This is a genomic window from Mycoplasma tracheobuteonis, from assembly GCF_054456995.1.
The window spans coordinates 17,853-35,137 of sequence record NZ_JBTKTG010000003.1 but is presented as its reverse complement, the minus strand read 5'-3'; the positions used below and the strand labels follow the sequence as shown (position 1 = coordinate 35,137).

Here is a 17,285-nt window from a genome sequence, read left to right as displayed (position 1 = left end):
TTTTAGACACATTCCAATTTAAGAAAGGAGTGTGTTTTTCTATGTCAAGAAAACAATTTACAATAGAGCAAAAATTAAAGTACATCAAACTTACATTGTTAAATGGAATTGAATATGCAAAAATTCAATTTGTGGAAGATTTTTGAGAAGAAAGGTATAAGGATACATATCTTGCTAAAGCAAAGAAACATAGAAATGTCAATCCATATCGGTATGCAGATACTTTGATAAAGCGTTGAATTAAAATATATAATACAGATATGAAAAAATTAGTATCTCAAACTGGTAAATCACCTAAGAAAGGCAAAAATTCTGGTAGACCACCTAAACGAAGAAGCATTAATGAATTTGATGAACACGATAGAGATTTATATCAAGAAATTATGGAAGAAATTTTAGAAGATCACGGCATTAATCCTAATATTATTCTTCAGAAGATAAAAGAAAAGAAGGAAAAGAATAAATCCTTTCATAACAATTCATTAGCAGCTAGTATATTCCACTTTAACAGAACATCTGTCTATAGCAAATATGAAAAAGCAGAAAGAATTGATAGAATAAATCAATATCTTGATGATACACTTATTGATTGATTAAAAACCCAAATTAAATTGTCTAACAATGTAATCGGAAGAGATAAGCTTTACTACAAATACATCTATGAGACAGGGCACAAAATTTCTAGTTATGCCTTTAGAATTAACTTTGAATCACTAGATTATAAGTCTAATGCATATAGAAATAAAAGTAAAGATAAACCACCAAAAGAAGAGAAATATCATAAAGTATGAGCGCTAGATAGACTTCAAGGAAATTTTACTTCAAGTTATTTCGGAGAAATACTGCATGCAGATATTAAATACGTGAAAATAAATGGTGTTTGACACTATCTTCACGTAATAACAGAAACATACTCTGATGTTATACTAGACTGATCTCTATCTACTGAAAGAACAGCTGAATCTAGCATAAAATTACTTCAAAATTGTATTCAAAAGAATAATATAAGTCCCCAAATTTTTCATTCAGATCATGGCATCGAATATGCTAATAATTCATTCAAGAATTATTTAAATTCATTGAATATTTCACAATCAATGTCGCCAAAAGGAAATTCATTAAGAAATAGACCATCAGAATTTCTCTTTGCTATATTCCAAAGAGAATTATTCGATTTCTACAATACAAATGAATTGGGATATGAAATAGTTTATAATTTAATCAATTCATTTGTGGTTTGATATAACACAGGAAGACCACAAAGAAATCTAGAATATAAAACACCATATGAATATTCTAATCATATGGTGTTGAGTGTCTAAATTTTTTATCCTAATATAATAAGTAAATCTTATGGGGTTTTTCTTTTTCAACTAGAAGCTAGGACTATAAAATTTAAAAAATCAAATAAGCTTTAAAAAATAAAAGTTATAATATTAAGGATTTTTCAATACAAAATATTAGAAAAAGGGAGGTCATAATTATGGCTAACATCAAATCAAAAATCAAAAGTATAGCAAAAATGGAAGAAGCACACAAAAAGAATTCAGCAATGAAATCTCGTGTTAAAACAGCTATACGTAAAGCTAGAGAAGCAGTTTTAGCTAAAGATGAAAAAGCTAACGAATTAGTAGCTTTTGCACACAAAACAATTGCTAAAGCAGTTTCAAAAGGTGTTTTCCACGCTAACAAAGGTGCAAGAAAACATGCAAGATTAGATGAATTTGTTAACAAAAACAAATAATCTTAAGGTTTAATTATAACTAGCTAGACTTCGGTTTAGCTTTTTTTATATCTTTAAGCATAAACAAGAAGTTGTTTAGGAGTTTTTTGATCTAATTTAGAAGTCTAATACAAGCTATAAACATAAATTATGATATTTCTTAAAATCAGCTAGAAAATTTGTAATAGGCAAGTTTTAACATTTAATTCTAGAATTTAGAGATATAAGATTTATTTTGTTTGATTCATTTTATCTGTAAATAAGTAAAAATGGCAAAAAATGTGAAGATAATGGCCAATATAAAACTTTTTATAATTTTTAATATTTAAATTTATAATTTAAATATACAAGAATAATTTTTTATGATAGCAATCAGTTATCATAAGTTTATTCGAGTATATGTATATATAACAAGGAGAAAAATGAACAAGAAACTTAAACATATTGTTTTAACTTTATCAAGTGCCAGCGTAATTACACTGCCTATTGTTGCAGCTGTATCAGCAACAGGTAGTGATGAATTCGGTGGTATTGATGAAGATTTTAGTGGTAACTTCTCAAGTAATAACTATCTTAACATTGTTAAAAATGGTCAAAACCAAAATGACAGTGCTATTTTTGGTAACCTCTTCCCATCAATGGATAAAAATAATTTAGAATGAAATTCTAAAATGGATGGTTATGAAGTATATCAAAATTGAAATGGTAATTATACAACATCACCAAATGGTGGATGATCTACACAAATTAAGAACAAGCACTATAATGGTGTTGTTTACTTAGAAGAAATTACTCCATGAAAAGAAGGTGAAACACCATTCTACGATATTTCTAAAACTCCAAGACGTAAATGAAGAGCAACATTCAACAACTGGTTTGTGCCAGCTGATCCTAATAAAGATGGATTACCTAATGCTAACTGAAACTATAGACCAGATGCATATGGTAACCTTTCATATGGTTTAATGCTTTCTAGAAACTTACAATTAGTTGATAACTCAGTAAGAATTGTAATTCAAGCTAAAGATCACAACTATAATCCTGTTAGTTTACCTAACACGCCTAATGTAAAAGGATATGTGACATATTTAGTTGATAAAGATGATTCTAAGCCAGCAAATGAAGGGAATATTTATATTCCAAATCCACAAGATCCAACTGATAGATCTAAAGTTCAAACTTTTAGCCCTAGTCAGTTCCAATCTTCAAGAGTTACACTTAATTCAGATTTCGAAAACAAATTTAGAAATCCATATTTAATACCTGGTGATAACCAATGAGCTTCTAATTCAAGCACATATAATACACCTTTTACCTTAAATAACATTATGTATCAAACCGTTGATCCTAATTACAAAGACAACATTTCTAAAGTACAAGATTTATTTAATGGTAATGCAAACCAAACTGGAGATCCTAATGCACCATGACAAACGTCATTAGGAACACTACTTTACAAGGGAAACCCAAATTCTGCATTAAATAAAAATATTAATGATATGGGGTCAATGTTATTCTTCCAAGTAACAACGGGATCATGATGATATAGAGATAATAACTCATATCAACCTACAGTTGTAGTGGAATTTGAAACAGTAGATAACCAAGATACTTTAAACATTAATGGAAATAATGAATATACATACAAAACAACAAATAATGGTGGTATAACAGCATTATTTACAGGTTATAGAGGTAACTCAGGTATTGGTGGTGGAGGTAACTTTGTTGCTGCTCACTCAGTTTCATATACACGTACAAAATACAGAACAATCAATGTTAAAGTTCAAGAAAGAGCAATCAACTCTCCATACGGTTCAAACAATGCGCAACAAAATTACTACATTCCAAGTGGGTATGGATATAAATTATTTTATGATGGTCAAGAAATTGGACACATTCCTGCTAATTTAGTAAACCAAGCTAAGATTAACAACTACGACAACAGAACTCAAAACTTTACAATCAATTTAGCCTTTAACTCAGATACAACAACATGACCACAAGGTATGTTAAATTCATACGGTGAATTCATGGATCCTAACAAACTTGTTCTTCAAAGAGATTGAGAAGATGCTCAAGAAGCTTCATTCTTTACTGACAATCCAGATCACTCAATTAATGCAATGCCTCAAAATAATGGAGCAAAAAATATAGGAGGAACTTTCCTTGATTCTAATTCACTAAAGAAAACTGGTGAAATTACTTTCTATTCAGATTTCCAATGATTAGGTAAAGATGAAACCGAAAATCTAGGATATAGTAAACTTAAGCTAATGGAAATGGCTACTGAGCCTTCTTCAGATAATTTATTAGCGCCTCAAGGTTCTATTTATGCTGGAACAAATTACAATTATGTAAATACAACATTATTGCAAAATCAACAAGGTCCGTTTAGAAATACTATCTACAACGACTGAAAAGTAAATCACTTTACTAATAATAGTTGATGAACTTTATACAATGATTTAAAACAATCTGACTATAATGCAACTACAGCAGTAAACAATGCTGAAGGAATGTTAAATATTGAAGCATACAATAAGAAACCTACATCAACTGATCAAAACATTGTTGATACAAAGAATTTCCTTAACTATGATAACTATTTATCAACAGATAAAGCAACAAGCTTAAAAATTAATAACTTTACAAACTTTTCATTCGCACCTGAAGAACTTAAAAAACAATATATGGCTGAATACAATAAACTTGTTTTATGAAACCAACTTCCTGCACCTGTATATAACGATACTGATGTAAACAATGTAGTTGATACAAATAATACAGCTCAAAAAATCAAGGATATTGTAGATTCATATAATGTTCTTTATAACAAACTCCAAAGTGAAAAATCAACTGGTTTTGAAGCCGATACACCATTAACAGCTCAAGAATTCTTACAAGAAGCATTCAAGAAAATCGATCAAACATCAATTTATTCTCAAGCATACAAAAATGCATTTAAAACAGTTATATTACAACAAACAGATCGTGCAACTGTTATTAAATATGTTAATGCAATTGTTACACTTGATAAGAATTACTTAAAAGCTAAAGAAACGTATGACAAGTTCCTTCCGGTACTTTCAAACGAAAAATACGTTAATATCCAAAACTTTACTGGTGAGATACCTGGTTCTTATCAAAAAGATGCAACATTTATAGGATTTGAATTTGTTATGGGTCAAGCTCAAGAAGTTTTAAATGTTATTGAACAATATAAAACAAATACAGTTAACCCAGAATTTACTACAATCAAGAAAATCGAAACTAATACATTAAGATTAAATCCAGAACTCATTGAACAAAAATATGCATCAATTACAACTGATATTACAAGTACAATCGCAAAAATAAATGCTTTAACAAAACTTACAAAGCATGAAAAACAATCATACATTGCAAACCTTTGAAATCTTGTCGCTAATGGGAAGCCTGCAGCTGAATTTAACCAACAACTTGAAAACTATGAAGCTAGAGAAAAATCAATTGCTTTAATTTTAGTACAAGCAATGATGACTAACCAAATTAGACTTGAAAGCGATAAATTCTCAGAACTTAATGAAGAATATAGCCTAAATGTAATTAGCGAAGAACTTACAAACTCAATTCAAAAAGCTCCAATTAAGAGTTCATTAATTGAAAACCAAATTGGGGGAACTAACTCAGAAATAGAAGTTATTTCAAGTGCTAACAACCACAAGAATTGAACTACTGTTAAAGATCCTAGTGGAAATATGATTTCAATATTCCCTAACACCACTGTTGCATCTGCATCAGTTAACTATGTATGACAACCTGCAGCTAAATATTTCCTTAACGGACAAGCTCAAAATTATCCTACATCAACAGATACTTTCTCATATATAGATAGAAGTGTATCTAAGAAATTAGGTACTTATCTACTTGATAATTTCTTAGCTCAATTAAATAATGAAGCTAATGCAACAGCTCTTGATACATACAAAAATGTTATGAAGTTCTACGATACCTATAGCCAAATGGTTCAAACCTTCACAACAAATTCAAGTGAATTATTTGCTAAATATGATGATGCTGAAAATACTAAACAAGATAAAACAAATGTAATCTTAAATGAAGCTTCATATACAGCATTATTAGCAGATTTATACAAGAATTATTTCGTACAACGTGACTATGCAAATCTTTCTAATGCTGATGATCAAAACATTATTAGCACTTGAAACGATTCAGTAAACACACTTACAAATAAATTCAAAGCACTTAAAGCTTTAGTAAATCAAATCTTTACAGATTCACCATTTTTAAATGGTCAATTCTACGGAATTACTAACTTAGATAAGTTCGCATTTGATCAAGGTGCTTACACAACATTTATTCTTTCTCAAAACAATTCAGATTTTATTGCACTTCTTTCTGCAGCAATGCAAGTACTTCAAATGGTGCCTGATAAAATTAATGGTATTGTAGATAATAGTTTAGGTGAAAGTGCTATTTTACAAGCTCAAGGTGAAAAGAACTTACCAAGTGTACTTAGAACTACAACATTCTCTGTTCCTACTGACTACATTTGATATGCATATACTCCAACTCAAGTTGAAACACTTATGTCTTCACTTAATGATGCATATCAAAAGCTTGATGGTAGATATAGAGCACTTAACAACTTCTTAATTTATGTAAATCAAAAATTCTTCAGTCAAATTGATAATAATGCTACACAGCTTTATACAACTGATGAAGCAATTACATTTACAAACTCATTAAACCTTAGTGCTGTTAAGAATACACTTCTAGGCGCTAACCCAGATGATTCTAAATACTATGTTCAACTTTCAAACTTTGTTTTAGAAAAAGCAAAAGCCTACATCAACTCATTACAAAACCTTAGCCAAAGTGATAAAACTTCTTTAATAGATGCTATTAGCACAATTGGAACAATTAACTTTAATGATTTTGATGCTAAAAATACAACTCAACCTCAATGATACTGAAAAGTGCAAGCAACTCTTTACCAAGCTGCTCAAATTAATGATGCTGTACAATCGCTTAAAAAACATGTAAATAGTGATGCTAAAATTAACCAAATTCAAAAAGATGCACTTCTAAAACAAATTACTGATTTAAACTTATTTAATGCAGATACACTAAATATTACTTCTAAAGATCAAGCACTTGCTTCAAGCTTTATTGAAGTTAACAAAATTTTATATACACCAGCTGAAATCACATCTCTTAAAGAAACGATTTCTAAGTTAGATGCTGAAATGGAAAAACTTAGAAACTTCTTTACAAATAGCATTAATCCAAATAAGATTGGAACAGCTAACCCAAGTAATTTATATAAGAATGCTACTGCAACATCTAAAGAAGCATTTGATACAGCATTCAACAAGATAGCTACTCCAGATACAATAGCAATCATTGATCCAGAAAATTTAGGAACACTTCTTGGTAATGCTATAAATGCATTTAACAACTTAAATGGATATAATGAAACCTTAAAACAAGATTTTGCAAATTCTAACGATGTACTTAAAAACTTTGTTACAACAGCAGAATTTAATAAGGTTGCTCAAGAAACATCAGCTGATCCGATTATTAGTTCACAACAAGAATACAACCAAAGATACTCTGAAGGTCTAAATAAATTAGTTGATGCTGTAGCTAATAAAATAGATGCTTTAACACACTTAACACAAGCTCAAAAAGAAATCCTAAAAGCTAAAGCAAACGAACTTAAAACTCAACCTAATGCAACATTTGATTCACTTGTTCCAATTATTCAAGAAGCTAATGCTTTAGATGAACAAATGAATGAACTTAAGAAAGCTCAAACTGCTGCAAAACAATTAATATCAGATAATCAAGTTGATTATGATAATTTAACTTCTAGTGATAAAACTGATTTAGATAAAGCTCTTGCTGAAACAGATAAGATTTTTGGCCCATTCAATGAAGAAAACGCACAAAGTCAATCTCTTTCTAAAGATGATGCTTATTCACTTACTCAAAAAATCCAAGATTTAACTAACAAAGTTCAAAAAGAATTACTTGCAAGTCAAATTAAGAACGAACTTAATAAGGTAACTGAAAGCTCTCCAGAAGCTTTAAAAACATATAAAGAAGAAACCTTAAATAAAATTAAAGACTTAAATAACTTAACTGCTGAACAACTTAGTCAAATTCTTAAAGAAACACAAAACAAGGTTATGTTACAACCTCTTTACCAAGCAATTCAAAATGCTAATGCAGTTGAAAGTCCAAGTGCCGAACTTACACAAGCAATTCAAGAAGCTAACCAAGATCTAAACAATTTAGTAAACGATGCTGATTTAACGAGTGCAAAAGTTCAAGAAGCCACAGATAAATTAAACAATGCTATTAAGTTAGATATGCTTAATAAAGAAATTGCAAAAGCTGAAGCAATTCAAACACCTTCTAAAGTGTTACAACAAGCTCTAACTAGTGCAAAACAAGTAGCAAATGATAAAGAAACAGCTAAATATGATGAAAACATCAAGGCGCTTCAAGATGCTATCTTAAAAGATCCTCTTAATAAAGCACTTGAAGAAGCAACGGAAGCTAATGAAAAACTTCAATCAGGTGAACTTTTTAACGCTATAGAAAAAGCAAAAAACACTTTAGAACAAGAAGGACTAACACCAGAACAAGTTGCTACTGCAGCTCAAGAACTTAGAGATGCTATCACTAAAGCTCAACTTCATTCTGAAGCTCAAAAAGCTCTAGAAGACAAAATTAAAGAAGCTGAAACAATTAATGCTGATAGTGCTCAACCACTTAAAGACATTATTGCAGGTGCTAAAGAAGTGTTAGCTAACCCAAATGCTACAACAGAAGATTATAGCAATGCTCTAAGTCAACTTGAATTTGCACTCAAACTAGACAAGATTGTTAAAGTTAATAATGCTGCTAAAGAAAAAGTAGCTGAAGATCAAAGAAGCAACGAATTAAATCAAGCCATTTCAAATGCTGACGAATTCATCAACAAATGAAGTGAACTAATTAAAGCTAATAATTCTAATTTAGCTGACTTAATGCAAAGTCAACAATTTGACACTAAAGAAGCTGAACTTATCAAAGAACTATATATAACAACAAATGGTAATGCTTTATATAAATATGCTAATGAAACAACTAATAGTATAGTAGCTCCAACTAATGAAGCATTAACAAACTTATATAACAACTTTACAAAGAATGCTTCTGAACTAAGTGCTAAAATTCCTTCATTAGTAAGCTCAGATAAATTTGATGACTTATCACAACCAAATCCTACACATGCAGAACTTGAAAAACAAATGTTAGCAAATAAAGCTTATTATGAAATGAATAACATTGTTGCTTCACTTCCTGCTGAAAGCGAAGAAAATCCACGTTCTGAACTTCTTAAGAATGCTATTAAAGATGTAAATACTATTACAGGTGTTCAAAACGATACAATTTCATTTACTAATCCAAATGAATTAACAACTCCTTTTGAAGCTATTAAAGATAACTTAGCCCAACAAACCCTTAAAGATCTTGCTAATAGTCCTCTTGATATGATTATCAAAGCCGAAACACTTCTTAAGAATGCTAGAGCTAAAAATAATTTAGCCTTACAAATTGCTAGCGCAAACGCTATTAAAGAAATTCTTGAACATGGACATATTGATGAATCAAACAAAACTAGATTAGATTTAACTTTAGACCAAAAGAAAGAATTACTCAATACAGCACTTGAAGAAGCTAACACAGCTTTAAGTCAAAATGATAAGGATGATACTTACTATAATGAAGCAGCTGAAAAATTAGCTAAAGCAGAAGAAATTGCTGCTAAATTCATCAAAGACTTAAAAGATAAATTAACTCTTTTAGTAACTAAAGCTAACGAGCAAACTACAAAAACTCCTGCTTTAGAAGCCGAAATTCCACTAGCTCAAAAATTATTAGAAAATGATGGTGTTCAAGCTAAAGACTTAATTGATGAAATTTACAAGATGGCTCACTTACTTGCTAAAAATAAATTGCAAGAACTTATTAATCAAACAAGTGATAATCTTAAGAATTCTGAATCATTTAAAGAAATGGCTTTAGCTCCAGCTAATGCTATTATTGCTAATGATAATGCTTCACTAAAAGATTTAGAAAAAGCTATTGCTAAATACGAAAGCAATTTAAAGAAAGATAAATTATTCGAAGCTTATGATTTAGCTAAAGATGCTATTAAGCCCCTTTCTGATGAACTTAATGCCTTATTAACCCAAAGCAAAAATATGCTCGAAGATAAGGACGATACTTACTTAGAAGCATCTAAAGCTACATTTGATACTCAAGCTGATAAACTTCTACAAGCATTAAGAAAGAACAACTTATTAAATCTTATTAATCAAGCTGAAAATTCATCTGAACCTATGTCTAATGACCTTCAAACAGCTTTAAATAATGCTAAAGAAGTAGCAAAAACAATTGATGCAAATACTCCTGAAGTTAACTATCAAGCAACTAACAAGCTTCAAACAGCTTTAAATGCAAATAAACTTAATAATGCACTTCAAAATGCTAAGGATGCTTTAGCTAAATTCACAGCTAAAGAAGGTCAAAGCTTAAATGAAGAAGCAGCACAAATTAAAACTGCCCTTGAAGCTGCTATTGATAAAGCTCAAGAAGCAGCTAATAATCCACTTCAAAGTCAAGACTACTATGATAAATTTGCTGATGAATTAAATACTGTAGTTAAGGCTGATAACAAAGTATTTAATGATGCTAAAGAAGCATTTGAAAATAAATTAGCTAAAATCAAAGCAGCAATTGCTAATAAAATAATTGTTCCTTCAAACAAACTTAAGGAAACATTAGCTAAATATGAAACAATGCCTGAAAATCCAAATTACATGGATTATGTAAATGGACTTAAAGATATTACATTCGCTTCAAATGCTAACGATTTAGCTAATGCTGTAGAAAACTTCGTTTCTCCAGATCAAAATGTTGAAAACATTAATCCTGAAATTCTAAACCAAGCTAAGGAATTATTAAATAATAAAGAAGCAACTCCAGAAGCATTAAATAAACTTGTAGCTCCTGTTAAAGCTACTAGTGAAGCTAATAATGCTTTAAATGTAATTGCTCAAAAACAAAACCTTAATAATGCTCAAATGCAAGCTCTTAACAATGCACTAAAAGAAGCTTACAAGACTTACAATATTTCTGCTGAAGATATGAAAGAAGCAGCAGATGCTATTGTTCAAAATGCTACAGACCTAGATAATAAAATGAAGGAATTATCTGACTATATCAATTCACTTTCAGATACTCTTAAAAACGATCCTATTACATCACTTAAATACACTTATGCTGATGATAATTTAAAAACAGCTTACAAAGATGCCTTAGATAAAGCCCTTAATGTACTTAAGAAAGATACAGGAACAGTTGTTGGAGAAAATCAAGCAAGTGAAATTAATGATTATCTAGAAAACCTTAAGAAAGCTTTAGCTGCCCTTAACGGAAAAGAAAATCTTGATAAGATTAAATCAGATGCAGAAACTAAATTAAATAACCTTAAAGCATTAGAAAACTCTAACCAATTTGTTAATGCTCCTGAAGCGCTTCAAAATGCTTATAAAGAAGCCATTAAAAATGCTCAAACTGCTTTAGATACTGTTAATTCAATGGTTACTGCTAGCGATAAAACTAATACAGATAATCTAGCTACAGCACTTGAAAATCTTCAAAAATTAGCTGATGAAATTAATAAGTTCCCAGATACTAAATATGAAGTTAATAATACACCAGCAACACATGTTGATAAAGTGCTTAGTGAACTTAACAATTTAAGCCAAGCAGTTAAAGATACTATTAAAGAAAACTTCAATAAAGCAACAACATTTGAAGAAGCTAACAAGATTTTACAAGATGCTATTAAACAAAATGCAAGCCTAGGAAATGAAGTTAATGGTGTTAAAGATGCAATCTCAAACATTATTAATAACCTTCCAGCTACATCTAAAGATCAAATTAACAACATCCAAGAACAAATTAATAAGATCGCAGCTAGCGCTAAACCAGAAATTGTAGATGCTCTTAATAATTTAGTAAATGGATTAAATAATTTTGATGCCTTAAATGATGCTTTAAAAGCATATAAAAATAGCAATACAAAATCAAGTAAATATCAAGATGCATTAAATAACTTACAAAATGCAATTCAAGCATTAGCTAGTGCAAATGATGATAATCCTTTAACAAGCGATTTAGCTAATACATTTAATGAAAAAGCTGATGATATTAAATTAGAAGCTAATAATATTATTAATTTAGTTAACGCTCTTCAAAATAAAGATCAAAAAGCATTTAACGAAGCTATTAATAATTTATCTGGAACAGAAAATGGTGAAGAATACCTAAATTTTGGAAATGTTTTAAACGATAACAAATACTTTGATATTCTTAATACTCCAGATAACAAATACACTAAAGAACAAGTAGAACAACTTCAAAACATTCTACTTTCAAAAGAATTACAAAAAATGCCTCTTGTAGTGAAATCAACAATTATTAAAGATATTAAAGCAGCCTCACACGGAATGCCTTGATGAGCATATGTTGTAATATCAACTTCTATCTTATGATTAGCTGCTATGATATTAATTGTTTCTCACAAGAGAAAATAACTAGTGATTAGATGCTAGTTGCTAAATAAAATATGTTAAAACGCCCTATGAAATATCCTAGGGTGTTTTTCTATACAATTACATAAGAAAAGCACCCGATTGGATGCTTTAAATTACATTTTAATGTTTCCTGTTGTTCTAGGATAAGGAATAGTTTCTCTAATGTTTTCAGTTCCTGTTACATACATAACAAGTCTTTCGAATCCAAGTCCAAATCCTGATGTTAACATATGACCGTATCTACGTAAGTTTAAGTATCATTCTAGGTCTTTTTCATCAATTCCTAGTTCTCTAACTCTAGTTAATAATTTTGTGTAATCTGATTCACGTTGTGATCCACCGACTAATTCACCTACACCTGGAACAAGTAAATCGAAGGCTGCAACAGTTTTACCATCTTCATTTTGTTTCATGTAGAAAGCTTTAAAGTCTTTAGGGAAGTTAATAACTGCAATAGGTGCGTTATAAACTTTTTCTGTAAGGTATTTTTCGTGTTCTGAACCTAAATCAAGTCCGAATTCGATATCTTTGTTTTCAAAAATATCTCTAACTTTTTGAAGTTCAGCAATCGCTTCTTTATAATCTACGATTTTAAGTGGTGTTTCAACGAAGTGAGTTAATCTTTCGATTAATCCGTTGTTTGTAACTGAATCTAAGTATTCAAGTTCCATTTTGTTTTTAGCCATTGTGTTTCTAATTACTACTTTAAGCATATCGTCAGCTAAAGCAATAACATCAAAAAGATCATAGAAAGCGACTTCTGGTTCAATCATTCAGAATTCAGCTAAATGACGTTTTGTGTTAGATTTTTCAGCTCTAAATGTAGGAGCAAATGTATAAATTTTCTTCATTCCAACTGCATAAGATTCACCATGAAGTTGTCCTGTAACCCCTAAAGTTGCTTTTTTGTTCTTCCCGAAAAATGGATCTTGACTAGTTGGATCTGATACTAAGAAAGTTTCTCCAGCTCCTTCTCCATCGTTACTTGTAATAATAGGGCTAGCCATTAAATAGAAATCTTTTGCAATAAAGAATTTGTGAATTTCTTGAGCTAATGTAGAACGAACAAGCATAATAGCTCTTAATAAGTTAGTTCTATGTCTTAGGTGTGGAATTTCACGTAATGTTTCTAAGTTAATTTCTTGATTTTGAATTGGATAGTCTTCATCAACTTTTTTGTATTCAACTAATTCATCGGCGACTAGTTCAATAGGTTGTGGTGCGTTAGGTGTAGCGTGTAAACTTCCTTTTACAACAATAGCAGAACCTGGTTTTAAGCTATCTAAAACATCGAAATCAAAGATTTCACCCTTAAATACTACTTGAAGGTTTTTAACTGTAGAACCATCGTTTACCTCGATAAAACGAATTTTTTTGTTTCCACGGTTAGTTGATACTCATCCTTTAACTGTAACATCTGTTCAAGTATCATAGAAACCTGGTTTTAATATAAATTTTTTAATTGAATGCATAGCATTTTCTCCTTAATATTTAACTTTAATGATTATTTTATCTTTATTAGTTAGTTGCTTATTTGCAAATGTAATTTTGTGTAATTCACCTGGAAAGAATAAAGCAAATGTACCTTTGTTTAATCTTACTTGATTACTATATTCAGGTGCTTTAATGTAGAAGACATCAGCAGATTCATTTCTGCTTAAAATATCTTTAGAACTATATGTAGGGTGTGAATCAAAATAAATATCTTCATCGCCTTGATAATAAACGTGAATGTCTACGGTATGATCGTGTAGTTCACCATAATTTTCTTCAAATAAGGGGCTAAAATTCCGTTTGACAAGCTTAATATCTTTATTAAACTCGTGTATTCCATACTCATAGTCATCAAAATCAGCATTAGCAGCTAATTCAAGCGCAGCTTTTATCGCTGAATTTGATACGTCATACTTTTTGATATTTGATAGTTTGTCAAAAATCATTTTTCCTCCTTTAAATAACTTTTTAAATTATAAACATTTTTATTAGTTTTAAAACTAATAAATCCTTAAAATAGGCAAAAATAAACTGAGATAAAAGATGTAATAGAAATACATTATTTCCTTCTTTTATCTCAGTTTAAAACTAGTAATATGGTGTCTAATTTACCTTTACACGTTTTTTTGTTTCAAATTGGTAATCAGTTGCTCATAAAGAACCGTTAGCAAAGTCTAATTTAATACCATTAGCAACTTTTTCTTTACTTGCATAATAAATTTTTACTCTTTTTTCGCCTATGATATAGTAACATCCAGGATTTGATGAAAATGCTCTGATACGGTTAAATGCTTCATTTACATCTAATTCAGGTTTTAAATAAGCATCATCTTTATTTAATTTAGGACTTAAAGTGACTTCAGCTTCGTTTTGAACTTCAGGTTGATATTTTCTTGAAGCAAAATTTTCTAATCACACTACAATATTGCTTGCTGCTAGGTGTGAAAGTTTATCAAACAAGATGTCTGAAGTATCTGTAGGTTCAATTTTAACTTCAGCCTTTACAATCATATCTCCAGCATCCATTGCTTTAACCATATACATTAAAGTAATTCCAGTAACTTCATCGCCATTTCATAATGCATATTGAATTGGTGCGGCTCCTCTATATTTAGGAAGTAAGCTGCCATGAACATTTAAGGCAGCTAAATTAGGTAATTTAAGTATTTTTTCTGGTATTAGTTGACCAAATGCACAAGTTAAAAAGATATCAAAATCTAATTCAGCTAATTCATCATAAATTTCTGATATTTTATTTGGCTGAAAAACAGGTATGTTATATTTTTCTGCTAAAAGCTTTGTTGGAGTAGGCTGTAGTTTATAACCCCTATTTGCAGGGCGATCTGGTTGCGAAACTAAGGCAACTACATCAAAATGCTTAATGACTTCTTCAAATATCGGAACAGCAAATTCAGGTGTTCCTGCTAAAACTATTTTTAATTTATTCATACACTTCCTTTCTAAACACCTATAAAGGTTTCTATTTTAGTAAGTTCGATTATTAGGTGAATGATTTTATCTAATAAAGGCTTAGGGATAGATGTTAAAGTATTTCCTTTTCTTGTTGTTGCTATAGTTTTAGCAAGCATCTCTAAAGGATAATATGATCCAAAATATGTTAGTAATTTATTTTGAGCACGATTTTGTAGCACTTTAACTAAAATAGTTTCTAAAAATCATTCAGTATAGGTTTTAAGACCTATTTCATCAATAATTAGTACAGGAACATTTGATAGTTCATTCACTAAATATTTAATATCATCATTATTTCCTATTAATTGTTTAGCTCACTCATCTAATTGATTAATATCAACATAAGCCACATGAACATCACTTAAAGCAAAAGTATTAGCTAATGCTGAAAGGTATTTAACTCTATAACTATTAGCGGCCCCGTGAAAGTAAACGCCATATAGTAATGATAAATTTCTGTTTTGTGCTTCAAGCCCAAAAATAACTTCAGCCTTAATTCCAGCAAGTTCATAATATAAATTATCATTTATATCTAAATCACGTAAAGTTAAGTCATAAAAAGGTGAAGAAATATGTTGCAGCATCATATTGTTTAGTAGTCTTAATCTATCACCTTTTTCATTATGTGCTAGTTTTTTATCTATAATAAGTCTTCCATCTTTTTCACGTAAAAAGTCAATTAGGTATGGAGAAGATTTTGGATTAAGAATTTGATTTTTATAGTCTATAAAATAATTAAAGTAATCTCAGATTTCCGAATCTGAGACTTTTAATTTTTTGAATAATTTTTTAAGTAAAGGTTCTTTTTTAACTTCTGACAACAATGTTTCTTTGTCTATTTTTTTATTGTTAAGGAAGTCAAATGATGCAGTTGGTATATTCATTCCACTCATAGTTAACTCCTTTTACTTTAACATTGATTTTAGAATTTCTTTCTTTTGGAACACTTTTAGATCGTAAGTATTTTTGATTTTACCATCAAAGTAATTTTCAACTACTTTAAATTCAAGTAAGTTCATTTGAAGAATTTCATTAATCATGCTTCCTGCATGCTTAAATCATTCTTTCATAGGTCTACCTGATGCTTTTGAAGAATGATAGAATGATAAGAATAAAATTAAGTTTATAATTTTATCATCTTGCACTTTATCACTTCATTGTTGCAATGTAGCTAAATAACTTGGTTCTAATTCAGCATTAATTAATTGTTGAGCAAATGCAACACAATCAAGTTTTAAAATTGCTTCATATTCATTTGAATATTTAATGTTACCAATTTCAAGTCTAGTAGCTGATGAGAAAGATAATTTTTGATTATCAAGATTACTTTTTCTAATTTTTCCTAAACGTAATACATCTTCAATAAAAATATTTGAGTTTACATTTTGTTTTGTAGAATAATCTCCAACAAATTCTGTAAAGAAATCTGCTGTAACATCTTCAACATTAAAAGTATCTTTATATGAAGTAGGACGTGTTTTAGCAATAATCATATTTTTGTAGTTTTCATCACCAATTCTATTTTTAAGAAGATCAGTAATTAATTGGTTTTGTTTAATTCCAAAAGCATTTAATGGTTTTTGCAATGAGAAGATCATAATTTTTTTATTATGGTCAGCATAAGCATTAATTAAACCACAAGCTTCTAATTGTCTTCTAGCTTTAGATAAAGTTGCTTCATCCATGTTTAAAAATACAGTTAATGATAAATAATCGTATGTAAAACGTTTAAATTGACTATCTCTAACATAGTCTAATAAATATTGGTACAAAAAGATAGGATTAGATCCTAAAAATGGACCATAAAACTCTCTGAAATTCACTAAATCATCATTAGTAATTTCGACATTTTTTTCGATTGCAAAATATGAATATTGTAGGTCCATTTTCACTCCTTTTAGTACACTAAAATATTTGATAGCAATCATATT

At 29.5% G+C, this 17,285-nt stretch carries 8 protein-coding genes; 3 read left to right on the top strand and 5 right to left on the bottom strand.

Features of this window, described 5'->3' with window-relative positions:
• The first annotated feature begins 41 nt into the window (after positions 1-41).
• The 3 genes from ACX1M8_RS01315 to ACX1M8_RS01305 all read left to right on the top strand — a co-directional run bounded on the left by ACX1M8_RS01315 (position 42) and on the right by ACX1M8_RS01305 (position 12,387).
• Positions 42-1,322, top strand: coding sequence for a DDE-type integrase/transposase/recombinase (locus ACX1M8_RS01315; RefSeq protein WP_458836635.1), 1,281 nt, complete (start codon positions 42-44; stop codon positions 1,320-1,322).
• A gap of 161 nt (positions 1,323-1,483) precedes the next feature.
• Positions 1,484-1,744: a 30S ribosomal protein S20 gene (gene rpsT, locus ACX1M8_RS01310; protein ID WP_458616156.1), complete on the top strand. Its 261-nt coding sequence runs from the start codon at positions 1,484-1,486 to the stop codon at positions 1,742-1,744.
• Between the two features lie 401 nt (positions 1,745-2,145).
• The gene (locus ACX1M8_RS01305; protein WP_458836634.1) at positions 2,146-12,387 is read left to right on the top strand and encodes a hypothetical protein; all 10,242 of its coding nucleotides are present in this window, start codon (positions 2,146-2,148) and stop codon (positions 12,385-12,387) included.
• Positions 12,388-12,500: 113 nt separating this feature from the next.
• On the opposite strand, the gene asnS is transcribed toward ACX1M8_RS01305, so the two are convergent.
• From asnS to ACX1M8_RS01280, 5 genes are all read right to left on the bottom strand, one after another.
• Entirely contained in the window at positions 12,501-13,859 is a 1,359-nt protein-coding gene (asnS, locus tag ACX1M8_RS01300; RefSeq protein WP_458836633.1) for an asparagine--tRNA ligase, read from the bottom strand.
• 12 nt (positions 13,860-13,871) lie between these two features.
• Positions 13,872-14,327 (bottom strand): YhcH/YjgK/YiaL family protein, encoded by a 456-nt coding sequence (locus tag ACX1M8_RS01295; protein WP_458797715.1) that lies wholly within the window; start codon positions 14,325-14,327, stop codon positions 13,872-13,874.
• Between the two features lie 157 nt (positions 14,328-14,484).
• Positions 14,485-15,330: a methionyl-tRNA formyltransferase gene (fmt, locus tag ACX1M8_RS01290; RefSeq protein ID WP_458806947.1), complete on the bottom strand. Its 846-nt coding sequence runs from the start codon at positions 15,328-15,330 to the stop codon at positions 14,485-14,487.
• Positions 15,331-15,341: 11 nt separating this feature from the next.
• Positions 15,342-16,247: a hypothetical protein gene (locus ACX1M8_RS01285; protein ID WP_458806946.1), complete on the bottom strand. Its 906-nt coding sequence runs from the start codon at positions 16,245-16,247 to the stop codon at positions 15,342-15,344.
• 12 nt (positions 16,248-16,259) lie between these two features.
• Entirely contained in the window at positions 16,260-17,240 is a 981-nt protein-coding gene (locus tag ACX1M8_RS01280) for a replication initiation and membrane attachment family protein (RefSeq protein WP_458806944.1), read from the bottom strand.
• Positions 17,241-17,285: the final 45 nt, after the last annotated feature.